Annotated in this window: 19 protein-coding genes, 1 other RNA gene and 2 pseudogenes; 2 read left to right on the forward strand and 20 right to left on the reverse strand. The window is 51.0% G+C overall.

Translation table 11 applies throughout. The annotated features are described in order from the left end of the window. Nucleotides 1-78: 78 nt before the first annotated feature. Nucleotides 79-525, reverse strand: a complete 447-nt coding sequence (locus tag M3G15_RS13365) for a hypothetical protein (protein WP_260071199.1) — start codon at nt 523-525, stop codon at nt 79-81. Between the two features lie 271 nt (nt 526-796). On the opposite strand from M3G15_RS13365, the gene M3G15_RS21520 reads away from it, so the two are divergent. Then, the gene (locus tag M3G15_RS21520) at nt 797-940 is read left to right on the forward strand and encodes a ribbon-helix-helix protein, CopG family (RefSeq protein ID WP_084770855.1); all 144 of its coding nucleotides are present in this window, start codon (nt 797-799) and stop codon (nt 938-940) included. Nucleotides 941-1,031: 91 nt separating this feature from the next. On the opposite strand, the gene M3G15_RS13370 is transcribed toward M3G15_RS21520, so the two are convergent. From M3G15_RS13370 to fliD, 6 genes are all read right to left on the reverse strand, one after another. After that, the gene (locus tag M3G15_RS13370) at nt 1,032-3,419 is read right to left on the reverse strand and encodes a DUF2357 domain-containing protein (RefSeq protein WP_260071200.1); all 2,388 of its coding nucleotides are present in this window, start codon (nt 3,417-3,419) and stop codon (nt 1,032-1,034) included. Continuing rightward, a complete protein-coding gene (locus M3G15_RS13375) occupies nt 3,391-5,607 on the reverse strand; it encodes an MrcB family domain-containing protein (RefSeq protein ID WP_260071201.1) in 2,217 nt (738 codons plus the stop codon). The genes M3G15_RS13370 and M3G15_RS13375 overlap by 29 nt, the downstream gene beginning before the upstream one ends. Nucleotides 5,608-5,733: 126 nt before the next feature. Further along, nucleotides 5,734-7,440 carry a restriction endonuclease gene (locus M3G15_RS13380; protein ID WP_260071202.1) on the reverse strand — a complete coding sequence of 569 codons (1,707 nt, stop codon included), beginning with the start codon at nt 7,438-7,440 and terminating at the stop codon, nt 5,734-5,736. Between the two features lie 366 nt (nt 7,441-7,806). After that, nucleotides 7,807-8,451: a 2OG-Fe(II) oxygenase gene (locus M3G15_RS13385; protein WP_260071203.1), complete on the reverse strand. Its 645-nt coding sequence runs from the start codon at nt 8,449-8,451 to the stop codon at nt 7,807-7,809. Between the two features lie 390 nt (nt 8,452-8,841). Next, a complete protein-coding gene (locus M3G15_RS13390; RefSeq protein ID WP_260071204.1) occupies nt 8,842-9,753 on the reverse strand; it encodes an aminoglycoside phosphotransferase family protein in 912 nt (303 codons plus the stop codon). Nucleotides 9,754-9,845: 92 nt separating this feature from the next. Then, nucleotides 9,846-11,093 (reverse strand): flagellar filament capping protein FliD, encoded by a 1,248-nt coding sequence (gene fliD, locus M3G15_RS13395; RefSeq protein ID WP_260071205.1) that lies wholly within the window; start codon nt 11,091-11,093, stop codon nt 9,846-9,848. A gap of 301 nt (nt 11,094-11,394) precedes the next feature. On the opposite strand from fliD, the gene M3G15_RS13400 reads away from it, so the two are divergent. Continuing rightward, nucleotides 11,395-12,213, forward strand: coding sequence for a CPBP family glutamic-type intramembrane protease (locus tag M3G15_RS13400; protein WP_260071206.1), 819 nt, complete (start codon nt 11,395-11,397; stop codon nt 12,211-12,213). Nucleotides 12,214-12,258: 45 nt separating this feature from the next. On the opposite strand, the gene ssrA is transcribed toward M3G15_RS13400, so the two are convergent. The 13 genes and pseudogenes from ssrA to M3G15_RS13465 all read right to left on the reverse strand — a co-directional run. Then, nucleotides 12,259-12,626, reverse strand: a transfer-messenger RNA (tmRNA) gene (gene ssrA / locus M3G15_RS13405). A gap of 175 nt (nt 12,627-12,801) precedes the next feature. Then, on the reverse strand, nt 12,802-13,281 hold the full coding sequence (gene smpB, locus M3G15_RS13410; protein WP_260071207.1) for an SsrA-binding protein SmpB: 480 nt from the start codon (nt 13,279-13,281) through the stop codon (nt 12,802-12,804). A 375-nt stretch (nt 13,282-13,656) separates the two neighbouring features. Further along, nucleotides 13,657-15,399 (reverse strand): phosphoenolpyruvate--protein phosphotransferase, encoded by a 1,743-nt coding sequence (gene ptsP / locus M3G15_RS13415; RefSeq protein ID WP_009224954.1) that lies wholly within the window; start codon nt 15,397-15,399, stop codon nt 13,657-13,659. Further along, complete coding sequence (locus M3G15_RS13420) at nt 15,396-15,662, reverse strand: phosphocarrier protein HPr (RefSeq protein WP_009224955.1); 267 nt, start codon at nt 15,660-15,662, stop codon at nt 15,396-15,398. Before M3G15_RS13420 ends, ptsP begins: the two co-directional genes overlap by 4 nt. Then, nucleotides 15,656-17,698 (reverse strand): transketolase, encoded by a 2,043-nt coding sequence (tkt, locus tag M3G15_RS13425; protein WP_260071208.1) that lies wholly within the window; start codon nt 17,696-17,698, stop codon nt 15,656-15,658. Before tkt ends, M3G15_RS13420 begins: the two co-directional genes overlap by 7 nt. A gap of 20 nt (nt 17,699-17,718) precedes the next feature. Further along, nucleotides 17,719-18,171, reverse strand: a complete 453-nt coding sequence (rpiB, locus tag M3G15_RS13430; protein ID WP_009224957.1) for a ribose 5-phosphate isomerase B — start codon at nt 18,169-18,171, stop codon at nt 17,719-17,721. 199 nt (nt 18,172-18,370) lie between these two features. Further along, complete coding sequence (gene rpe / locus M3G15_RS13435; protein ID WP_260071209.1) at nt 18,371-19,054, reverse strand: ribulose-phosphate 3-epimerase; 684 nt, start codon at nt 19,052-19,054, stop codon at nt 18,371-18,373. 203 nt (nt 19,055-19,257) lie between these two features. Beyond that, nucleotides 19,258-20,289, reverse strand: a complete 1,032-nt coding sequence (locus M3G15_RS13440) for a zinc-binding dehydrogenase (protein ID WP_009224959.1) — start codon at nt 20,287-20,289, stop codon at nt 19,258-19,260. 291 nt (nt 20,290-20,580) lie between these two features. Further along, nucleotides 20,581-21,842, reverse strand: a pseudogene (locus tag M3G15_RS13445) (PTS galactitol transporter subunit IIC). A gap of 28 nt (nt 21,843-21,870) precedes the next feature. Then, on the reverse strand, nt 21,871-22,155 hold the full coding sequence (locus M3G15_RS13450; protein WP_009224961.1) for a PTS sugar transporter subunit IIB: 285 nt from the start codon (nt 22,153-22,155) through the stop codon (nt 21,871-21,873). Beyond that, nucleotides 22,148-22,642, reverse strand: a complete 495-nt coding sequence (locus M3G15_RS13455; RefSeq protein WP_009224962.1) for a PTS sugar transporter subunit IIA — start codon at nt 22,640-22,642, stop codon at nt 22,148-22,150. The genes M3G15_RS13450 and M3G15_RS13455 overlap by 8 nt, the downstream gene beginning before the upstream one ends. Continuing rightward, the gene (locus M3G15_RS13460; RefSeq protein WP_260071210.1) at nt 22,623-24,716 is read right to left on the reverse strand and encodes a BglG family transcription antiterminator; all 2,094 of its coding nucleotides are present in this window, start codon (nt 24,714-24,716) and stop codon (nt 22,623-22,625) included. The genes M3G15_RS13455 and M3G15_RS13460 overlap by 20 nt, the downstream gene beginning before the upstream one ends. Before the next feature lie 227 nt (nt 24,717-24,943). Continuing rightward, a pseudogene (locus tag M3G15_RS13465) lies at nt 24,944-25,248 on the reverse strand (ribonuclease R); the annotation flags it as partial.

The following is a 25,248-nucleotide window of genomic DNA, read 5'->3' on the forward strand; positions in this document are numbered from 1 at the left end:
GTGGTTTCTCTTCATGGGTGCGAGGGGCGTCGTATCCCTGCCCTATATATTTAAGAAGCCATTCAATACGTGAAGAAACTAAAACTCATCCAACAATTCACTTAGCATTTTCTCGTATTTATGAAGTTTCCTTTGTGCATCGTATTTACTGTAATGCAGAACTTCTCTTTTTGTTAGATATAACAGTGTCCACCATTTGCTTTTATCGCGGGGTTCCCATATTTTCGTGAGTTCTTCGGAACTTGCTGTGTTTAGTTCCTGTTCATAGGAGTTCAATTCCAATCTTGTATCCGATATCAAGATCTCTAATAAAATTCTTTTAATTCTAACTTCATCTACATAGGGTAGTAAGCTGCTCAAACAGAGTTCAGTTTTGAATTCCTTACCTTCTGAGTTTGGACCATAAGCATAAATAGGACTAACGATTTTTTGGTCTTCCAGATAAAATCTCACTTTAAACAAGTCGGTTATGTATTCATCAAAGAATAAGGCTCCACCTGGAATTGATTCTAAAATAATTTCCATAAATGATGCCTCCTAACATGAATTACAGCCCCGGGGTCAAAAATAACGAATGCTTCTGCATAGTATGAGTGCAGCAAGAGGGTCATTTCAGTCGTTTCATCATGTTTGTAATTATATATGTATTATTACTATATTGCAATTTGTATTCATTACTAAATACATTTTGTGTTATGTTATAATTCCTCACTTTCTATCTATACTGATATGTGAGGTGATTCGTGTGAGCAATGATGAGTTCATCATAACTCCAAGGGAAGACAAGACTGTGACAATGTCCATTCGCATTGAAAAAATCCTTCAAGAACAATTAGATGAACTTGCCCGGAAGAGCAATCGTTCTCGGAACGAAATCATTAACATGGCGTTGGAATATGCCCTTAAGAATGTTAAGTTTATCGATTCCACAAACGATTAATTCATGTAAATTCAATCATATAACCTTGAAAGCAAAAACCCGCTCAACGAGCGGGCTTCATTGCTTCAAGATATTTATTTCAGAAGTGTTCCTAGGATTCCTCCACCCGAATCCCTACCACTTTTTCTGCCAAATCCACATCGCTGTGATCCAGTTGCACCTTCACCTTACCAAGTCGACGTGCTTCACGCCATTCCCGCAGGTCTTCCTCATTCTCCAGCTTCAATTCCGCAATTTCACTGGCTCGATCAAACATGTACTTGCTCGTGTACAGACAGGTATATATCCCTTGTCCACCTAGCGCAATGGGCTTGTCCCGCCGCTCCCACCGTTCGATCGTAAACTTAACATACAACTCCTCCTCCGTCCCGGGCCGAGCGGGCCGTTCCGTGATTTCCCTTCTCCGGACCACCTTCCAATCCAGAACACGACCAAACCAATGGATCCCCGTGTTCCCTGGGTCCTGGAACTTCTTGCGAGACTGGCACATTGCAATGTATTCGATTTGAGTCAGTAACTTGTGGTCGACGATATTTTTCAGTGGCATATGGTAAAAACGGAGCTTCAGCGCCATTTCCAGCTGGGAAGGCTCTCTGAGTGAACCTACCAAGACGTTCTTGCCCGCAAACTTGTTGTAGTAATATTCCTTCGTCCCGCGAGGGCGAGTGGAACGTTCGTAAGCTTTCTCCGGGCTGTCTTGAATGATCTCATCCAGTAGTTGCTCCATCAGACCGGTTGTGTTGGGCAGAAACGGGATTGCCCCGATGTTGACGAGCTGAATGCTTTTGTAAAAAGGATGCTCCTTAAACTTCACCTCATCTGGATATGGAAAGAGCACATACGCCCCAAACATACTCCGCTCGTACTCGCCGTTTCGTTGATCCTGGTACACAATTGCATCCCGGTAGCGGTGCATGGTGTTGATGTCTTCCTCTTCAGGCCCCGGCTGCTTGTACTTCTTCCAATAAGGCGTCCCCTCATAGGCGGCATTCAAACGATATTTGGCATCAAAAATATACTTATACTCAATCGCCGCATCATTCTTTTTTAATGTCAGCACATTATCCGGTTTCTGTGCCAACGTAGTGTGGCTGTCTCCCGGTGGCAGAGAATTATAGTAGAGGGTAAACACCTCTCCATTTCGCGGATTCCGATACACCATCTTCGCCTTCCGTCCCTGGTTCAACGTCACAAATAGATCGCTCCGGTTCACCTTAATCAGATCCTGGCTTACCAGCTCATATTTTCGCCGCATCAAATCATGGATTTTCAGGAAACACCAGTACTCGTACAATTGCGCCAGGTCCTTCATCGACAACCGGAATAGATCGCCTTGGATCGAAAGCCCCTTCATCAGCAAGAGATAAATCCGATAGACCTCCCGATACCCCGGAGCCATCTGTAGGACCAGGGATAGCGAAACCTGCTTCATATCCCCGACTTGCAAAAAATCCTGCCTCAACAGCCGCTGTAACTGCGAACTCATCACGTCGGTTTTCTTCAGCAATACAGGGTCCGTGTTTTCTCTCCTTGCTGCGTGGGACCGTAGCTCTTTCAATTTCGAAGTGATGCGCAGTAACGCCCAGCGGATGAATCGATTTTCTGCCGTATCGAAGTCCCTATACCGCCGGGTCTCAAGCACATGCGTAGGTAGCTCCTGCCCAGGAACACACAGCTCTGGCCGTTTGCGCAAAAAAGCGATATTCTCCTTCCCTACCCGCTTCGCCTTCGATGCTTCCACAAGATGAGGTTCACGGCGCATTTTGTAGTGGGGAGCGTTTTTGATGCGGTCGACACCTTGGGTCAACTGCCCAAAAACCTGCTGTAATATCGTAAAAAACTCCGTCACACTCTGATGTCGTGTCTCCCTTAACCCGGTAAGATGAAACGTCTTACGCAGAAAGTCAAAAGACAGATTATAAATCTGCTCATTCACCTCTCGCAAAATCACTTCGTAATCGCGTTTGTAGTCCATTTTGGACGGAAACACTTCAAGCTGCAGCTTAAAGATCACTTCGTCATGCAAGCGAAGCTCCAACTCCGACAGGCCAACCTCATTTTGAAAGTTAAGTATCCCGGACAAGATCCGGCCACGACTCCCTATTGGTTTCACAGCTTGACGTAAGTGAAGATTTTCATGGAAAAATACGATTGGTAGATCCTCCTGCTTCTTCTCCACCACGAATTCATAAGGTTGTGTTTCAAAAAACAGAGGCTCTGCCGGATCGCCCGGATTCCAAGTCTGAAGATCCATCGTCTGATGAGAAAAGACCTCAATCGAAGTCATCTCCACTTTCGGAGATGGGACATCGATTTGGAAATGGGCATCCACCCACACATCCCCTTCTTGCCGATGAAGCTGCATCGTTTCGACGGTCGGATGAAATGGCTTCCCTTTGATATACAAATCAAACAGATTCGTCTCTATGCGTAGTAACTCTATTGGCGCATTACGATAACCAGTAAGAGGTGAATCCATCTTCTTCTAGCCTCCGTAACATCGAAGCGATTTTCCTTGCACTACGCAGATACTTGGCCCGATCGAGTAGGGGTTTGAGCTTATCGCCCTCGAACAATGAGGTCGTGTCCTCCAAATACTCATTGACGGTAAAAGAAGAATCCACACACTCCCGCATCAAATTCAGAAGAACTCTCCGGATCGAAGCGCTGCTGCCTTGAATGCGAGGAAGTATTTTCTGGAGCAACTGGTGATCAAACGCCTCATCCTCGGCCAGCAATCCAAACCGTTGATTATAGAGCATATAGAAGCACACCGCATCCCGAATGCGAAAACCAACATGCGCATGGATCTCCTCCAAAATGCTGTTGATCTTCATTAGCTTTTCGGTCGTACTACTAATCAGATCTTTGGAATCCGCATTATAGGCATCTACTAGCTGCAGATAATCACTTCTTAGGAACCGATTAGGTGTTGCCTCTGGACGTGGCCCCGCCCCTAACTCCTCGTCAGGAAACTGATCTAAAAAGATATCATTAAACTCGATGGTATTTGCCCGGTCGAGCACCTTTTTACTGAAAGGATGCGTCGTCTCGTCCATATTGACCGTTCCGATCAAGTACACATTCTCCGGAATCGACAGATTGCCATACACTTCTTGATCCTCATCCTGCACGAACGAGCTGCTGTGAATGATTGGAGCGGTAGCAATACGTCCGTCGCGCCATTCCTGAGTCTCCAAAATGCTGAGCATATCACTGAAATAGTGCTCTACTCGAGCTAAGTTCATCTCATCCAGGCAGATGAAATAAGGTTTGCTCGGGTTACGGGAGGCCTCTAACAACACCTCAGTAACACGCCCTGGACGAAACTTGCCGGACAAGTCACTGTAGCCAATCAAATCCGACGGATCACTCCAATCCGGCCGGACCGGAATTAGCGTAAACTGTCCATTCTCCGAAGTCGCTCCCAACGCCTCCGCAAAGAGCTTAATCAGCTTGGTTTTCCCGGTTCCCGATACGCCTGCAAGGATGACGAAAGGTTTGGTTTTGAGGGAGAGGTAGAAGTTTTCGATCAATCCTGTAGGATAGGCAAACCCCTTATTTTGAATGTACGATTGGATTCTATCCAAATGCCCACGAACTGCCTCATCATCCATGTTCTCTTCCACCGTTTCCAAAGGAAATTCTGGATCTTCGATCTGATCTGTTTGAAGCTTCCGTTCGACGTATGCTTGGTATGTCGTCATTAGCTGTTCTAGATCAGCAATTAATTGCTCATCGCTCGGAATATGAGACGCATCGTATCGCTTATAAGCGACCGTCGAAACTTGATAGTCGCGCCCCAAGCCTGCCTCAGTGAGATGGATATTTTCATCTTTGGAGAAGCCTTGAAAATCGAGACTCTCCCTTAATTCCGCCACCTTTTGCTGTAGGAACTTGTATCCTTCTTTTCTCCCTCGCTCCTGAATAGGTTTCGTGACCCCTTGGTTAAAGGTCAGGTAGACCGCGCTCATGTCCTCTGCAAATAAGTAGACGATATACTCCCCGTACTGGGTAGACTTCGTAATTCGAGTGTCCATAAGGGCCAGCCAAGGAACCGTTGCCCAATTGCCTTGTCCCACAGAACCCTGAATCCGAATATGCTCTGAAATAAAAGGAAGCGATTGGAGCTGTTCTGGTAACGTCTTTCTAAACAAAGTACCTAATTCATGATTCGCAAAAGACTCGGTCTTTGCTTGAGAATAGGTTTGCAAAATATGAACCAAACTCTCCCTAAGGGAAAAGCTTGACCCCTGCCCCAGTTGCTTATGGTACAGGTCCAATTCACGGTTAGCATAATCTTGAAGTTCCGACAGCACTGCTTCACCTTGCGCCCATACCGAATCTGCAAACGTCAAAAAAGCCCCGTCCGCTTGTTTAACAACAACCGAACGAAGCGCTTCTATTGGGGTATCGAGCAGGGATCTCACCTGGGACAGGTTCATGGACTCCCACCGGCTTGCTAAATATGACGGTGGGGCATCTACAACAAGACCACTGCTCTCTCTATATTGATAGTAGGTCAGGAACCGCCGGGCGACATCATCAAACTTAAGCATCTGATCATGCGTTTCCCGCCAAGTGTCGATCATCGCAAGCACAAGCACCATTTTGTAGGACTTTTGCTTTGTACGAAATATATTTGCTAATTCAACTGGAAGTGACATGCTTTGCCCTCCGGGATAGTGATATAGATATTATAGCTGAAATGGTCGATACAGTTTATGGAAACATCATGGATGGGAACTTGCTCAATTGAAAAGGGACCTCTACGGTCCCTTATATAATACCGATTAACCCTTAGCTTTATCAGCCAGTATTTTCTTAGCTTCTTTTAAATCAATTTTGGCATGATGACCATGCTTCTCTAATAAATGCAAAAGATTAGACCCATTTAACAGAGTCAACGGCTTGCCTTTAGCGAACTCATAAGCATCCGGTCCATAATCTGCAGTTGAGACTAAAATCCCCTTTGTTGCACCCTCATTTACTACGGAACCGTATAAATCCCTTACTGCAGACACGCTTACCGTATTCGTATATCTCTTTGCCTGTATAATAATTTTTCCACCCCGGATTGGATCAGGGTCAAAAGCTATTGCATCTACCCCACCATCCCTGCTCGCCTGCGTTACTTTGACTTCACCACCAGTTGTTTGAAACTCCTTTTCAAACAGTTCACGGATTAAGTGCTCGAAGTCCTCCCAATCCATTGCTGCAAGGTTCGTCGTTGCGTCAATTTGATTTGCTACTTCGTAACTTTCTACAAAGCGTTTATCCGACTTATTTATCTGTAGAATAGGCTGAACCGGAGTTAGAGCACTTAATTTACTGCCAGCAACCCCCTTCAAATTTCTAAAGCAAACCTTCGGATCAACATTAGCAAGATCGATTTCAACAAATTGATCTTTCTTAACTTGGATGCTTAAGATACAATTGATCTCTTCTCTTCCTGTTGCTTTATTAATCGTCTTAACCCAACCATTAAAAGAAATGGCTTCTACTGCATTGGCTACATCAGATTCAAAGATCTCATGAAGCGTTCGAAGAGTTATTTTATACATGGCTTCATCAAACATTTTTTGAACCTGAGACTCTGAAATATAAAATTCCTTCAACTCTTTTCTTGATGCAACGTATTTTACCTCCTTAAGGGTGGGGAAACACTCTATCGAAGGTAACTGGTACTCTACAACAAGTATTTTGGTATCAGGATTATACTCCAGTTCATAATCCTTTGGAAAAGACTCCGGATATTCAGAATTGTTTAGTACCATATCGCAATATTCAACTACTGAATCCACGTTATGTTTAAAATATAATTCCTTTAATTCATCGATTTTTTTATTGTACTCCTCTTGTTCTTTTAGAAATTCATTTTTCTTCTGTTCCCATTCTTGTAATTCTTGTTCATACTCACGCTCTAAAGATTGGTTATATTCATCGATGGATTTCTTTTGCTCCTCCCATTGCATAAGCATAGCTGAATATCTACTAGTACTTTCCTGCAATTTTTTTTGCTTTCTTGATTTAATAATTATATCGATCAAGGAAAAGGATGGGGCTTCCTCTCTGGGTTTTTCTGGGTAAACCTTTTTAATTCTTGGTTCAGGATAGTTAATAGGGTAATGATCATTTCTTTTCAGGCTGTCCCAGTCTACGGTATCATCGACGGATAATGTGTGCAGTAACAGATTATCTATCTCTATTAAATTATTTGTTGCCTCCTCTGTTCTCCTGGCCGCTTCTTCAATGCTTGCTTCCTTCTCTTGATTCAATTGTCTTTTATGTAAGATACTACTCCACTTTTCATTCCATTTCTTAGCTTGTATTTTGACCTTGTTCTGAAGAATATCTGGTTCTGGTGCAGAAATGAGTTTATGCTCATTTAAACCTTTGTGGTACATTTCGACAGAATATTTTAATATTCGTGTTCCAGATGAATTCCACGTGGTCAGAACATCACCAGTCCTAATTTCACTTGAGTAGTTATTACCCATAGTAGGCCTCCGTTTCTTTATTCAAAAAATACTTAAGTACTAGACATTATTCGATTTATTTTAGTTCATTCCTCCTATTTTTTGCTATTTTTTACTCTAAAACTAAACATATTTAATATCAACTTTTTAATAGAGGTTTTGTATATCTCTACAGTATATAAATATGTAGAATGGCTTTTTCGCCATAATTCGTTAGTTTTTATTAAATGTCCCTTCTATAATAAACACAGCGAGGGATGATGATCAGGCTCTTACAGTTTATTCCATAGAATTTTTCAAAACACCGCTAGTGATTCCTTAATTATTCCGATAATACAAAAAGCGACCCACAGGTCGCTTCTAATTGTTCTATTAAGGTGGACTGCATCACCCCAAAACAACCCCCTCCCTCACACGCTGCCTCCGCATCCACTGGGTCGCTACCCACTTCTCACCGCGAACCACCGGGACGCTGCTGTGCAGGGTCAAGTTGTTGAGTTCTTGTTGGCGATAGAAGTATTCGAAGTACAAGGCGGACCCGCGCTCAGGTTTGACCTCTAGATCCAATAAGGGAAAGACGGTCTCTCCGCCTGCCTCCACATCATTTAAGTAGATGATCAGGGTGCTGATCCGATTGTTCTCAGCAGAAGGGCTGTTCGGACCGAAAAAGTCATAGTGGGCTTGGTATTCTTGGCCGGGGCCGTAGTGGAGGATTTGCAAGCCTTCCGCGTGTTCGATGGGTACATTCATCAAGGCGGAGATTCGTTTTTCGATGCGATGGATAAAGGGGTTCTCTTCTTCTTCGAAAAACATCCCGCGGCTCGTGCGGATTTGGCTGGTCACGTTGTTCACGAGTTTGGAGTCTCGCAGTCGGGGAGCGGCTGCCTCAATCAATTGCCGGCATTCGTCGTCCGTCAGCAGCCGTTCGAATTTCATGATCAAAGGCTCTTGGTGCAGTACCGTCGCCGCAACGGTACGATCATCGAGCGAGTAGAAGGATTGAATCGGCAAGATGGAAATCTCCTCGCTCATCTCTATCACCTCTACTATTCAGTTTTTTGATGGAATGATTATACATCAGCCTAAGTTCGTCGAGTATCCCCCTTGTTCAACCGTTCTCCCACGAATCATCCCATCAAACAAAAAAATCAACAACCTCGCAGGGTTGTTGATTTTAGCGTGCTTCAGTTCACTTCAAGAGAGCCGCATCCCACTCCCGTTTCAACTCCACAAGGGATTGCTGACGCTTGCACCGATCCTCGCTCACAGCTCTTAACGAGACCTCATCGATAACCGCACCCAGCGTAATTTCCTCTGGAGACATGAAGCGCGAGGAGCAGCAAAGCCATACAGGACACAGCCATCATAAAAATCAATCGCCGCAAATCCTCCGCCCACACTTCAACTTGTACGGAATTCCATCTATATACTTGATTTAATATCAGATAAGTACCAAGCCGGCACCGGGTTCCTCATCCCGTCAAACCACGTTAAGACATCCCGGGCCTGTTGCTGCATCACGGCGACTTCCGCTTCACCAAAAGAGATCGCCCAAGGAATCGAAGACAACGCATTGTTGCCGATATAGAGAGCCAATAGCGTAAAGAATTCGTCCGGAGGATTCCCATGAAAATAACCGTGAATCTGCCCCGTCGCAAAATGCGGGCTCACCTTAGCGCTCCAAACAATACGGTTAAACTCTTCCCATGGATCCCCATAATCCCAGCGATTAAAATCGATGATCCACAGCTCCCCTTCGGGCGAGATGATCATATTCCCCACATGATAATCACCATGCTGAAAGCACTGCGGCCGCTCGCTAAGGTAGTGCCGATTTGCTTCAATATAAGAGATGAGCTGCTCATCGCCTTCCATTGTTACACCGCAGTCTTGATATTGCTTGATTTTCCGGTCTACTTTTCGATTAAAAGAGGATTCCCACGGTTCTTGATCCACCGGGGCAGGGATACTATGAATTTGCCTTAAGATTTGCCCGGCTGTCACGCCAAGATGGTATTGCCTCGTGTCCGTCAGCTTCGGCAATACCGCTTGCGCATCTTCGCCGTCACACCAGGTCGAGAGGGAATAGACACTCTGGCCGTTGTTGCATACCCCAAAATCCACAGGCCGTGACATGGGCACCCCGCTTTTGGCTAATCTTTTCATCATTTCAAACTCATGTTTCTTGTGGTCGTACTGGGAAATATCAGCGATGCGCAGCAGCCATCTCTCGTTGGTGACGGTTTCGATGTAGTATTTTTGGTCGCTCGACCAGCCTTTGGTGATCAGATCGATTTTTTTGAACGTTTCATAACCTTGGATATCCGCAAACACAGAATGCTCCCTCCCCCAATCCGCCTAGAATCATTATACCTGATGCCAAAAAAGGCCAACCAATTCTGGTTGACCCGATGATTAATCTAAAGCTAAAACAGCATATTCACAAACAAACCGCTTCCGTAGGTTGGCATCTTGATTTGAATCGAGGACTGGTAAATCGCGAATTGTTGTAACTGACGAGCCGTCTGGTTCATCAGGCTGCTGGCCGGCACGGTATTGAATCTTTCCATAGCTAAGGCTAGACGGTAAGCCAGGCCGACATGACTGCTAATTGCTCGCGTAGTTTGATCGAAATTCAAGCTCAAATTCTTCTTGAACTGTTCTTCATCCAGCTGGAGTAAGCCGTCGCCGTCACGATAGAGGCCGAATTGCTCATAGGTCGGGGAATCGACTAAGAAGTCCAAGCTTTTTCGGATAGAGGGGTTCAAGATCCCGCCAGCTTCTGTCAGACGACCCACCATGGCATTGTAACTCGATATCAACTCACTCACTTGTGAAATGATTTTATCGGCATCCGAATTAACCTGAATCCTCACCGCTTCCATCGATGGAGCCAGGAGTGTTGCCGTCACTTTATCCTTCTCCAGCTCAATCGTGTTCGACTGAGACGTTTGAATTGCACCGCCGTTCACGCTGTATGAGGCATTGGACGCAATTTGGGTTACATTCCGTACGCCTGTTGCTGACATCGCATTGCCGATAACGTCTTCAACTTTGAAAGCCTGATCCGTTCCGGTGTGGTCGCTGCATAACTCTAGCTTCAGGTGGCCCGTATCTGCATCTGGGAGCATCGTTGCAGTCATCCCTGTCTTTGCTGCATTGATCGCCTCTTGTAACTTGCTCAGCGCTTGATCATTCGTATCGTGCTCAGCGATCACCACCGATAGCTTGGTCGTCTTGCCGCCAAGAGCAATGGTGAATTCATTCACCCCTTGGCTTACGACGGATGCACTTGCTCCTGACAATGAGGTCCCGCTGTTCTTTTGAGGGTTTGCAATCGCTTTCAACTTCACTTCATAGGTTTGCCTTGCAGCTCCAGCCGATGCCATTGCAATAACCAGGCTGCTGTTCGAGGTTTCCACCGTTCTTGCTTCGAATAATGGATTATTCCGCAGCATCAATTTTTTTGCCGCTTCTTGCACTCTGTATGTAGATTTCAAGAAGTTAACAATTCCGGTTGCCGCTGTCTTGAAATATTGCACATAATGCATACTTGGTGAGATGAGCCTGGACAATAAAGACGAACTTTCACTCATTCTATTGGAGGATTCAACATTCATGGCTGCCGTTCCGCTCGTCGAATCGATCAAGCTATACGAGTCGTTCGATAACATTCATCCATCACTCCCTTTATCATGGAACTGTAAAGTTTATTCTGGATGCATGGTCCCGCTTCGCACGATGATTCGACACTTTTCCTCTTATTTTATCTCCGAATTATCGCCGATAGTTGAAGTTTAAAGAAAACTTTAACTTCGCATGTGATTAGAATTATTGCATCTTCTCCTATCCTTAGCAAGTCCACGGCATGACAGATATGACTTTTATTATGACAACGGTCACTATGTAGATATGACATGACTTTGATACTCTTGGAATGCAGCCACTCATGCGGTTGTATTCTTAAGAGAAGGTGTGATTAACATATTTTCCTCCCTGAAAGATTCAACTAAATCCATTGTATTTATTCTGCTCGTCTTGCTTCTGGCGGTTGGTTTCAGCTTCATCCCTCATATGAATACCTTTGCTTATATGATGACGCCAACGATTGCAGTGCTCATCATGATGTTGATCGTGACGCGTGACGGTTACCGTAAATCAGGCTGGAAAAAGCTTGGTTTGCATAAGCTCGGTTTCAAAAGTTGGGGATTTGCGCTGGTCGTTCCAATCATCCCGTTGGCTGTGGGATTTGCCGTCGCCAATGCGGCGAACCTATCCTCCTTCGAGCCTGGAAGTGACTTTGAAGGCTTCAGTTGGACTGTATTTCCGCTGCTCATTGTCTTCTTATACATCAAGTCGGTGTTAACCCAATCCATGGGCGAAGAACTTGGCTGGCGCGGGTATCTGCTGCCGACCATGCTTGGATGCATGAGCCGAAAAAAGGCGATGTTACTCCACGGAGCCGTCCACGGGGTATGGCACTTCCCGTTAATTCTCAACACGGAAGCGTACCACTCCGGTGAGAATCTCTGGCTCCTGCTGCCCATGACCGTGCTCAGCACGATCTTTCTTGGCCCCGTGATCGGCGAAATTCGCATGCGGACCGGCAGTGTATGGACCTCCTCGATGATCCACACTACGCATAATTTAGTATGGCTCATTTTTGCCGGAGTGACGGTCGAGCATCAAGAAGCCGCAAAATATATCAGCGGGGACATGAGCCTCTTCGTTATTCTGTTCTACGCTGGACTGACATTCTATATGTGGAGACGGGGAAGAGCGTCTCACAATTGATGCCCATATAGCAAAAAACCACAACCATGAGGTTGTGGTTTTCCAAAATGGAGGCGAGGGGAGTCGAACCCCTGTCCGAAGGCAACGCCACACAGGCTTCTACGGGTGTAGTCACGGTTTTGATGTCACCCGGAAGGCCGCCCCGTAACCGGCTTCCTTCCGGGTCAGCCTGATTGTCTTCTTCAGCCAGCCCCAGGCGGAGACTGGACAGCGTAGCCCACTAGAGTTGAGCCCCTATCCTGCCACATGGGCGATGGAAGGTAGGAGCCTGGAGGCCGTTATTAGGCGGCCAGAGCCAGAGTTGGTTGTTTAGCTTTGCCGTTTAAATTTGGCGTTAGCGTTGATAAAGCGGACGCTCCCCACTACCCGCTACCCATGCTCGATCTACCCCCGTCGAATCCAAAAACGCCCCCGAATGAAAAAGGTTTTGGAACATCGGTGCAGCCGGCAAAGGTGTGCTGCTTTGCAGTCACTTTCCTTGTCCAATCAAGGATTAGCGACCGCATTGTTACAATACATAGTATAACACGTTTAAACTGCCTCATGTTTATGGACTTGATGGAAACAGAGGGAACTGAGCAACTGAACTTACCTTGCCACCTTCTGCTTTTCGCGAAGCGCGCGCTGGATATCGCGCTGTGCGTCGCGTTTGGCGGCGGCGTCGCGTTTGTCGTATTGCTTTTTCCCTTTGCCCAGGCCCAGGAGCAACTTCGCGTATCCGTTGCGGATGTAAATCTTCAGCGGCACGATCGTATAGCCTTCCTGTTTGGACAAGCCGAGCAGCTTGTTGATTTGCGCTTTGTGCATCAGCAGCTTGCGCATTCGCGTCGGGTCGGCCGGATTGAACCGGTTGCCTTGCTCGAACGGGCTGATATGCATGTTGTGGATAAAAATCTCGCCGTTGCGGATCGTCGCAAACGCATCCCCGATGTTCACTCGGCCATTGCGGATCGATTTGATTTCAGTTCCCGTCAAGACCATGCCCGCTTCGTAGGTGTCTTCGATGAAATAATCATGGGAAGCTTTTTTGTTCTGCGCGAGTACCTTGCCTTCACTTTTCTTACCCATGTTCATCCTCCTCCTGAAGCCCCACGGGGCAGTTTACCAGACATTAATTGTATCAACTCCGGCGGTCAAAAGCAAGGATGCGCTGCCGAAAATGAACCCCCGGACTATGAATAATTCCTCCGTAATTCCTACAACAATAACAAGGAGCAAAAAAGCGCCTTTTATTTGCCGAAAAAACAGGAATCAAGTGGTAAACGGCAAAAGACAAAATAAGGCCACTGTGTTCCAAGCTACAAGCACGCAAACTAAGGACGTAAAAAAAGAACCCGGTTCTCCCAAAACGTGAAAGAACACGGGCTTCTCAAAACGGATCAGAAACTCAGAAACCGGATGCGCCTAAACAAAACGTCTCAAAATGTCCTCCTGATGCCAATATCAAGGAGATACGACCGCGGCGTTAACGGAGCGCCGGACGAAGTCGGCGACCTCCCGGGCATCGGCCAGCCGCAGGGCCTGCTGCGCCATAACGGCCATCTCCGCCCTGGACAGGCTGCGGATCAGACTGCGGGCAGGAAGAATGGACGCGGCGCTCATGCTGAACTCGTCCAGCCCCAAACCGAGCAGCAGCGGAACGGCCAGGCGGTCTCCGGCCATTTCCCCGCACATGCCCACCCATTTGCCGTGGGCGTGCGCGGCGTCAATCACTCCCGCGATCAGCCTAAGCACCGCCGGATTGAACGGCTGGTATAGATGCGAGACCCGGCCGTTCATCCGGTCGGCCGCCATCGTATACTGGATCAGGTCGTTGGTTCCAATGCTGAAAAAATCGACTTCCGGCGCAAAAAGATCGGCCATCACCGCAACCGACGGAATCTCGACCATCATCCCGACACTGACGTTATCCGAAACCTCTGCCCCTTCAGCAAGAAGCTTCCTTTTCTCTTCCGCCAGCATTTGCTTGGCCCGCCGCAGCTCCTCCAGAGCGGCGATCATCGGAAACATGATGTGCAGCCGGCCATACACGCTCGCCCGCAGCAGAGCCCGCAGTTGGGTACGGAACAGCTCCTCCCCCGCGCTATCTAGGCACAGGCGGATCGCCCGGAAGCCGAGAAACGGATTGTCCTCCCGCGGCAGATTCAGACAAGGCGCCTCCTTATCGCCGCCGATATCGATCGTGCGCACGACCACCGGCTTTCCGGCCATCGTCTCCAGCACCTGGCGGTAAGCCGAAAATTGCTCTTCTTCGGACGGAGCGTCGGCGCGCCCCATATACAGAAATTCCGTACGGAACAGACCGATGCCTTCGCCGCCGCATTCAATGACCTCGGCGGCATCGGCTGGACTGCCGATATTTCCGGCCAGCAGCACCCGCTGCCCGTCGCCGGTGACGGTAGGCTGCCCGACGAGCAAAGCCCATTCCCGTTTCTTTTGCGCTTCTTCCCTCCGTCTGTCTTCATACTCCGCGACAAGCTCGCGCGAAGGATTCACCAGCAGGACGCCTTCATGGCCGTCGAGGATCAACAGATCGTTGTGCCGGACAGACTCCATCACGTCCGCGCTTCCGACGATCGCCGGAATCCCCATGGATCGGGCCATGATCGCCGAATGAGAGGTGCGGCTGCCGGCGCTGATCGTGAATCCCTTCACAAAAGTCCGGTTCAACCGGGCCGTATCGGAAGGCGTCAGGTCATGCGCGACAATGATGACCTCCTCCGTGATCCCGCCGAGATCCTGGAACGGTTCGCCGGATAAGGCAGCCAGCACCCGCCGCGTTACGTCGCGGATGTCCGCGGCACGTTCCCGCAGATATTCCGTGCCCAGCGCTTCGAACGCCGCGGCGATTTCCCGCGCCGTTTCCCGCAGGGCGAATTCAGCCGTCACCGCTTCATTGCGGATCTTGTCCCTGACCGGGCCGAGCAGCTCCGGGTCCTGAAGGACAAGCAAATGCGCTTCAAATATTTTAGCTTCTTCCTCTCCAAGTTCAGCGGCGGTATGCTCACGGATTTCCTCAAGCTCCCGGCTGCTTTGGGCTACGGCGGCTTCCAGACGTTCCAATTCCGCTTCCGCGCCAAGCGCGCTTTCCTTCTCGATCACCGGCTCATGGCTTTCCATCACATAGGCCTTCGCTATCGCAATGCCCGGCGAAGCGGGAATGCCTCGCACCATCTTCACGCTCATTGGCCAAGCCCCTCCCGGATGATAACTCCGCGCAAAGCGGCGATCGCTTCCTCTTCATCTTCCCCGGAGCTCGTGATCGTGAAGCGATGCCCATATTCAATACCCAGCGACATGACGCCGACGATGGACTTCAGATTGACGGTCTTCCCGTCGTATTCCAGCCGGATGTCCGATTTGAATTTGCTCGCGTGCTGCACCAGAACCGATGCCGGGCGGGCATGGATGCCGGACTCCTCCGTCACTACAAACGTCTCGTTCACCATGATCCGCCACCCTGCCTTTTCACCGCTGCCGCCAGCGTCTTAAATTGGTCGGCCGCATGCCGGACCGTAAAACCGTACTCTTCGAGCAAAACCTCCGCCGGCGCGGACGCCCCGAAATGATCCAGCGCAAGCACATCCCCTTGCTCCCCTATATACTCTCTCCAGCCAAGCGGTGAACCGAGTTCAATCGCTAGCCGCGCCTTCAGCAAAGACGGCAGCACGCTTTCCTTGTACTCGGCGCTCTGGCGCTCGAAACGGTCCCAGCTCGGCATGCTGACCACCGATACCTTGATCCCCTCTTCCGCCAGCTTCGCCTGTACGGCCAGCGCCAGGGCAACCTCAGAGCCGGTCGCCAGCAATAAACCTTCCGCCTCGCCCTGCGCAGGCGAAAGGACATACGCGCCCCTCGCCACGCCCTCGTAAGCCGCTTCCCGGGAAATGGGCAGCGTCGGCAGGCTCTGGCGGGACAGCACGAGCGCCGTCGGCGTATCTTGGCTCTCCAGCGCAAGCCGCCAAGCCGCGGCCGTCTCCATCGCATCCGCCGGACGGATCAAGGACAATCCTGGCATCGCTCGCAGCGAAGCCAACTGCTCGATCGGCTCGTGGGTCGGCCCGTCTTCCCCGACCGCCACGCTGTCATGCGTAAATACGTAGATGACCGGAAGCTTCATCAACGCCGCCAGGCGAATCGCCGGACGCAGATAGTCCGAGAATACAAAGAACGTCGCTCCGTACACCTTGACGCCTCCATGCAGCGCCATGCCGTTCATCATCGCTCCCATGGCGAACTCGCGTACGCCGAAGCAGATGTTCCGCGCGGCGTAATCGCGGCGGCTGAAATTGCCTTCGCCGGCAAGCAGCGTTTTGTTGGAGCTTGCCAGATCGGCCGAGCCGCCGATCAATTGCGGGATGGCCTGCGCCGCCGCGTTCAGCGTCTTGCCGGAAGCATCGCGCGTCGCCATCATCTGGCCGGTCGCGAACGAAGGCAAGCCCACATCCCAGCCTTCCGGAAGCTGCCCGGATACGGCGGCGGCAAACCGCGCAGCCTCTTCCGGGAACTTGTGCCGGTAGCTGTTCCACAGTTCATTCCAGGCGGCTTCCCGCTCCCGTCCGCGCTGCGCCAGCCGTGCAAAGTGCGCCTTCACTTCCTCCGGCACATAAAACGGCTCGCGGTAATGCCAACCATAGGCGGCCTTGGCGGCCGACGCCTCCTCCGTTCCCAGCGGAGCGCCGTGGCAGGCCGACGTCCCGCCCTTGTTCGGCGCGCCGAAGCCGATGACCGTCTTCACTTCGATCAAGGTCGGCCGTTCGGTATCGGCTTTGGCTGCGGCAATCGCCCGGCGGATCGCCGCAAGATCGTTCCCGTCTTCCACGCGCAGCGTCTGCCATCCGTAAGCCTGGAACCGCTCCAGGACATTTTCCGAAAAAGACAGGTCAAGATCGCCGTCGAGCGAAATATCGTTGGAATCGTACAGCACAATCAGCCGCCCTAGTCCCAAATGTCCGGCGAGTGACGCCGCTTCCGCGGACACGCCTTCCATCAGGTCGCCGTCGCCGCAAATGCTGTAGGTGTAATGGTCTACAAGAGGGTAACCTTCCTTATTATAGATGGAAGCCAAATACCGTTCGGCCATGGCCATTCCCGCCGCCATCGCGATGCCCTGACCCAGCGGGCCGGTCGTCGCGTCCACTCCGGGCGTATGGCCGAACTCGGGATGCCCCGGCGTTCGGCTGCCCCACTGCCGGAAGCTTCGCAAATCTTCCAAGGTCAGCCCGTAGCCGAACAGATGCAGCAGACTGTACAGCAGCGGCGATCCGTGTCCGGCGGATAATACGAACCGATCGCGGTTGAACCATCCCGGATTGTCAGGATTATGGCTCAGCTCACCGGCCCACAGCGCGTAGGCCATGGGCGCAGCGCCCATCGGCATGCCCGGATGGCCGGATTTCGCCCGCTCGACCATATCGATGGACAAAGTGCGGATCGTATTCACCGCCAGCATTTCGATACTGTTTGCAGCAGAATCAGTATTCATAAGGTTTTCTCCCTCTTTCTTTATTCGGATCGGGCGGAACGCTCGTAATTTGACACCTTGTCAATCCGCCGTTGATGGCGTCCGCCTTCAAACTCCGTCTCTATCCAGGTCTTCACGATTTCTCTTGCCAATCCGGGCCCGATAACCCGCTCACCCAAAGCCAGCATGTTGCTGTCGTTATGGAGCCGCGTCGCCTTCGCGCTGAACACGTCATGCGCGAGCGCGCAGCGAATGCCGGGCACCTTGTTGGCCGCGATCGACATGCCGATTCCCGTTCCGCAAATCAGAATTCCCCGCTCCGCTTCTCCGTTGGCGACCATCGCCGCCGCCCGAATCGCATAGTCGGGGTAATCCACCGCATCTTGGGTATCGCAACCGAGGTCGACGACTTCCGCGTTCATTTCCCGCAGCAGGGACGCAAGCTCCCTTTTCAGCATCAATCCGCCGTGGTCATTGGCTATGACAACCTTCATCGCAACAGTCTCACCCTCCTTTCCTCATTTTCATCATATCATTGTGAAAATTACGAATGTACGCGTTTTCATCCCAATTTATCGCCCGCGCCATGTGCATCATTGGGATGCGCCGCTTTCGGCTGCACAAGGCATCCTCGCCCGGCCGCGCGCCGTACCGGGTGCAGCCCATCCAAAATTCGCGACCAGCGTGTAGCGGTCACATCCCTTTCGGCAAAGCCGCGTTGTCCATGGCGGCTCTGAAACGGGCGGCATTGTGCCCGATGCCTTCGCTGTTGTACAGAGCGGAACCGGCGACGATCACATCGGCGCCCGCTTGGACAACCTTACCGACATTGGACAGCTTGATGCCTCCGTCCACCTCTATATCCACACTCACGCCCAGCGCATCGATCGTTTTCCGCACCGCCCTGATCTTCTCCAGAACAGCAGGGATGAAGCTTTGCCCGCCAAACCCTGGATTTACGCTCATCATCAGCACCATGTCGATCTCTCCAATCACGTAATCCAGCACGTCCGGCGGTGTCGCCGGACTGAGAGCGACGCCGCTTTTGACGCCGGAAGCCTTAATTTCCTGAATGGTCCGGTGCAAATGGCGGCACGCCTCCGCTTGAACCGTAATGATATCGGCGCCTGCAGCGGCAAAACGGGCGATGTACCGCTGCGGCTCCTCGATCATCAAGTGCACGTCGAAAGCCAGATTGGTATAGGGGCGGACGGATGCGATGATGTCCGGCCCCAGCGTAATATTCGGCACAAACGCTCCGTCCATCACATCGATATGAATCATATCGGCTCCTGCCTTGTCGGCCGCCTCAATCTCGCTGCCAAGTTTGGAGAAATCCGCCGCAAGAATCGATGGCGCCAGCTTCGGCTTATTCATCGGTTTTCTCCTTTCGTCCCCTGCTTTTTTAGCGCCGTCCGACGAACGATTTTGAAGATGGCATAGATAAAAACGGCGCAGCTTGCCGGGAATTGATATTTAAGCAAAAGTCCGCTAACATACCTGCCGTGCGGTCCCAAAATATAGTCCAGGAAGCTTTCCACCATACAATCACCCGCTTCCGCTAAATTGAAGACCCTGCTTTAAGAAACGGGGGTTAGAACAACCTTGATCGCCTCGCCGTTTCTCATCAGCTTAAACGCTTCAGCCCATTCCGTTATAGGGAATTTGTGCGTCACCAGCGCTTTCGCGTTGACGCGCTGTTCGTTCATAAGCCGCAGGGAAGGCTCCCAATCGAACGGATTCTGGCTGCGGCAGCCGATGACGCTGATTTCCTTCTGGATAATTTTCTCAAAATCAACCGGAATTTCCGGCGATGCGAATATGCCCACCTGCACATAACGCCCTTGTTTGGCCAGAACGTCCAGTCCCATCGCAACAGCCGGCACCGCGCCGGTGCATTCCAGCACAACATCCGCGCCGTATCCGTTCGTCAGCCCGTTAGCCAGCTCCTTTAAGTCCTCGTTTTGGATGTTCACAGCATAGTCGATCCCCAGTTCAAGCGCCTTTTCGAGACGGACCTTATCTTTGCTGAGCCCGGTAATGATCACAGTTGCGCCCAGGCTTTTGGCGATCTGCGCCGTCAAGAGCCCGATCGGTCCCGGGCCTAGCACCACAACGACCTCGCCTTCCTTAATGCCGGCCTTGGAAACGGCATGATGCGCGCAAGCAAGAGGCTCGGTCAGGGCAGCCGACAAATAATCCACGTTGTCCGGCAGCTTATGCACGCTTTCTTTGCGGGCGACGACATATTTGGCGAAACCTCCGTTTTGCTGGGTTCCCAGCCCTCTGCGGCTTGCGCACAGATTGTATTGCCGTGATTTACAATACCTGCACTCCCCGCAAATGAAAAAGGTCGTTTCCGAAGTGACGCGATCCCCGACCTGGATTCCCTCTACGTTCGCTCCCACCTCTACCACCTGGCCGGAAAACTCATGGCCCAGGGTAACGGGCGCCTTGACTTTATACTTGCCTTCATAGGTATGCAGATCCGTTCCGCACACGCCGGCATACTTCACCTCGATTTTGACCTGATCCGGCCCGATCTGCGGTTCCTCGACCTCCATGACCTCCAGGTTTCCAAATCCAAGCTCCTTTTTAACCAATGCTTTCATCTTCGCCCCTCCAATTTGTATCTATTTATTTGGTGGTGCGCCGCTGCCTGCATAAGGTATAATGAGGAAGAATAAGCGCGGATGTAAGGATCGGTTTTCCGCGTTTATTCGGCAGCTTTGCAGCCCCCAAAAAAGGTCATAAACGGCCCGTTTCCCGTCTGTTCGGGGTGAGCTTATTTGAAAAACAGGCCGTTTGTTGTCCAAGCCATCCGGATGCAAAGACTGTTGTTTCACACGGGCTAATATAAGTGCCAGCTTATATTAGCTCTGGAATGCAGTTGTTTGCCGCCCTTAGTTAAACAAGGCAAACACTTTATATATGACGTAGTTGATCAGATTCCCGCTCTGGTCGATACTGGAGATTTGCGTTGTTCCCTCAGGCATGTTGAAATGGGCATCTATCGCCATTTGCGTATTCAGCGGCGCCAGGTCGGTCGCCATATATAGCGACAAGGCGATGAGCACGGTCCCGGCAATCACCGAGTGGATGATGTTGCCTTTGGCCGCGCCGACGATGAAGGCTACAATGAACGGAATCGTGGCCAGATCAACGAAAGGCAGCACCTTGTTGCCGGGCAGGAACACCGCCAGCGCAACAGTAATCGGAACCAGAATCAGTGCGGTGGCAATGACCGACGGATGGCCGATGGCCACTGCGGCGTCAAGCCCGATGTACACGTTGTCGGCGCCGAACTTGCGTTTGAGGAAATCGCGGGCCGATTCGGAGATCGGCATCAGACCTTCCATCAAGATTTTGACCATCCGCGGCATCAGGAACATCACGCCACCCATCGCCATACCGACCTTGATCACCTCGCCCGCGTTGTACCCGGCCAAAATGCCAAGCGCGATCCCCAGCACCAGCCCCATGAAAATCGGTTCTCCAAAGACGCCAAAGCGCTTTTGAATGCTTTCCGGATCGGCATGCAGCTTGCTCACTCCCGGAATTTTCTGAATCAGCTTCACCAGCGGAATGCCGAGCGGCGCATAAGATACAGTGCTGCCCGTCGGCACGGAAATGCCGGGCAAATCGAAATAGCTCTCCAGCATCGGCGCGGTCCAGTCGGCAATTTTGAGCACGATAATCTGGAAAATGATCGCAGCCAGCAAGCCTAAAACGACGCTTTGGGTAAGCGCATACACACAAGCGCCTGTAAAAGTGAAATGCCAGAAGTTCCAAATATCGACGTTCATCGTCTTGGTCGTTTTCGTCACCAGCATGATCACGTTGACCAATAGCCCTGCCGGAATAATGAACGGCGCGATCGGCGAAGCCCACGAGATGGAAGCCGAACCGGGCCAGCCGACATCGATCACGTTGAGCTGGATGCCAAACCGCTCGACCATCCCGTTCGCCGCCGGTCCAAGATTATTAACCAGCAAATCCACGACCAGAGAGATGCCGATAAACCCTACGCCGATCGTCAGACCGGAACGGAAAGCCTTGCCCGGCTTCTGCCCGAAGATTATCCCAGAATAAAGATCGCCACCGGCAAAATGACGGTCGGACCTAAATCCAAAAATGAGCGTAAAGCGCCAACCATATCTTGCATTCCAATCCCCCCAAAATGTAAAAATGTATTATTTCAACAGTTCCTGCAAAATTTTGGCTTTTACTTCGTCGATGCCGATCCCGGTCAGAAACGCTCTTGCGTTGATGACCGGAAATGGATATTCTTTGTTGGCGATGGTCGTGCTGACGAGCAGATCCGCACCTTCAGCCAGCGAGGGCACTTCGGTAATTTTGCACTGCACTAAATTGGCCTCGATATGGTTGGCCTTGCACAATTCCTTGAGCGCTTCAGTGACGATGGTTGAGGTGGCGATGCCCGCCCCGCAGGCGACCAGAATGGTCTTTTTAGTCATATGATTCGACCTCCTTGATTTCTTCAGGCTGCAATTTGTCGTTCATCAATGCTTTGACGGCGGCGGCGCTCTCCCCATGGCGAAGCGCATCAAGCATCCGTCCGTCCTGGATAATTTGCATCAGGCGCGTCAGCAGCCTAAGCTGGGATTTCTTCTGGTCCATGGCCAGCATAAATACGATCTCCACCGGGGTCGTCGCGCTCTCTTCGCCCATGATGCCGAACTCCACCGGCCGCTTTAAAATGCCGATGCTGATCGCCTTGCGGTTCACATGCTCGATATCGGTATGGGGAATGGCGACGGAGCAGGACACGGTCGGAAGCCCGGTGGGAAAGGTCTGCTCGCGTTCGATGATCGCCCGGATGTAGCTCTCCTTCACAACACCGTGGGCCAGCAGATTGCCGGCCATTTCGCTTAACACTTCTTCCTTGCTGTCTCCCTCCAAGCCAAGCAAAATGAAAGATTCCTCAAGCCATTCGGTACTCATGTACGATCCCTCTCTCTTCATCTATGGAAAATGCGGCGGCGATTTCGTGGATTTTCTCGGGCGTATCCGCTTCAATCAAGGCCATCACCTCCTCTTGGTTGCCGGCAAGCTTCATCAGTTGGTTCAAGGAGCGCAGATGCCGGTACTTATCCTTGGCGGCAATGACCACAATGACATGGATCATGTACCCTTCCGCGTAACATACCGGTTCCTCCAGACGCAGCAGGCTCATGGACACTTCATGGACTCCGCATTCGGGATCGGCGTGCGGGATGGCCACTTGATGGCCGATGATAATGTAAGGATCCCTGCTCTCACTGGCTTCCAACATAGCCTGCACATAGCCCGCAGTGATGCTGCCGCGGCGCAGCAGCGGCTCCGCGGCCATACGGACGGCTTCCTCCCAAGATTTTGCGCATCTGGCCAGCGTGATCGTATCTGGAACAATTAGATCGCTTAAGTCCGGCATCTCCGGGGCCGTAAAGGGGTTGTTCCTTGGCTCGCGTTCAGGCATGAGATACTGCCTAAGCTCCAGGAGCAGCGACTGGCTGTTTTGGATAACGGCATATTTTCCGATGATCTCCATGATTCTGTCCATGTTGAACTCGGAAGGAACATAACCGTGGAGCTCCTCCATCACCTGCTTGCGCAGTCTGTATCTGTCCTCCTTCCCGAGAAATGTCTTAATGAGAAACAGCTTCTTGTCGGTCGGCAAATAAACGGTGGAGAACACGACATCGTACTCCAGCGCGTAATTGTGGAACTCGCGGACGGACAGCGCATCGAAAAAGACGAATTCCGGGAACAGTTCGCGCAAAGTGCTCTCCAATAGCCTGGAGACACACACGCCCTTGGGGCAAACGACAAGCGCCCTGATCTTCTGCCGAATGCTGTCCCCCTGCCTTGTGCACCAGCCGCCGATCAGCATCGTCAAATAAGTCGTTTCGCTCTCCGGTATTTCGGCGCCAATCAGTTCCACGAGAGGGCCGCAAGATTTTTTGACCAGATGATGCAGTTCCTTGAACTCCTTGCTGACCGATTCCTGCAGCGGATTCGTAATGGAGAGACGGTATTTGATCCGGTAATAGGCCGGCTTCAGGTGCAGCAAAATTTTGTTGTGCAACTGCTCCTTGTCCTGCAGCGTGACACAGGCGTTACGCTCGAACTGGGACAGCATCTCGGACAACGCCCGGTTTAGCTCCGGCAACGTATCGTCGGACAAATAATCGGTGGAAGAGATATTGGTCGTAAGCAGATGCAGCGTAATGAACATTCTCTCTTCCATCGGAATGGGCTCAAGCTCGCTGAGCAGTTCCTCCACGGCCCTGTACTCCTTGGTATCGGACAGTTCATCATAGTGAATATGGAACCCCTCGACAACTCGCCCCTGCTTCACTCTTCTGAGCAGCAACAGCAAAATATAGGGCATGGACTCCAGCTTTTCGTCGGTGAATTTCAGGTTCAGCTTGCTTTCCACCGCTTCGATTTTGCGGCGAAGGGCGGCGACTTGGGAAGGAGCGGCTCCGGCAAGCTCCCTGAGCCAGTTCTCTCCACCATACGTTTCCAGCGTTTTGTGGACGATGTCGATCAGGGCCTGCCGCTGGTTAAACTCATTTCCCTCGATGTAGTAGCCGTGCATTCTGGAGTATTTGATCTCCAAATGCAGCGGGCTTATGGCATCCTGCGCATTTTTCAAGTCGCGGAGAATCGTATTTTTGCTCACACCGAGAGCATGCGTAAAATGAAACAGCGACAATTCTTCGTTTTTGCTCAGCATCATCAAAATAATCAGATTGGCGCGTTCTTCCGCGGACAAATTGTAGTTGCCCTTCGTGTTCCGCTCCCGGTCCATCGACAGCGCGGTAAACAGCGCCTTGCCGATCAGAAATTGCCCGGTCCTGCTTCTCTTGATTTCCGGCAAATAATTGGCTTTGAGCCAATCATTGATTTTGCTCAGGCTGTACTCCACCTGCCTTCGGCTTAAGCTGTACTTATGCTCCAGATCCTTGTTCTTGATTCCGGGATTGGTCAACAGCTCACGCAACAGTTGACTGCTTCTCGCATCAAGCTCCATATTCTCCTCCTTTCTCCAAGTAGCTGGTGGTGGAATCAGCCTCTTTCGCCCAAAATCATCTTATCATCCCGCATCCGGAAAATGTACGCGTTTTCATCCCAATTTCTAGCATGCGAATTGTACAACATTGTGATTTTCCTCGCTCCCTTATAGAAGGACAACAAGCAAGCAAAAAAAGACACCGCCATCGGTGTCTTTAGCTCCAAATCGATAATCTGGAAACGTGTTTACTTTTTCTTCTTGCGCACAAACGCGGCGGTGGCGTTCCCGCCGCCGCTCTTGCCCTTGCCTCCGCCCCGCTTGCGGCTCGGGGCGGCATCCCCGGCGCCCTCGTCGCGGGCGCCGATGAAGATCCCGCTCGCGGACGTCTTCTTCCGCCGCGAGCTCTTGCCCTCGCCGGTGCGGTAACCAGGGCCGGCATCGCGGGCGACGGCGACCGTCCCGGAGGCATAGCCTCCCTTGCCGGAGCCGAAGCCAAACATCGGCGCCGGCGCGCTCGCCGCGGCGCCGGTGTCCTCGCCCGCGCTGCTGT

It is taken from the genome of Paenibacillus sp. p3-SID1389 (genome assembly GCF_025151705.1).
Lineage (GTDB): Bacteria > Bacillota > Bacilli > Paenibacillales > Paenibacillaceae > Fontibacillus > Fontibacillus phoenicis.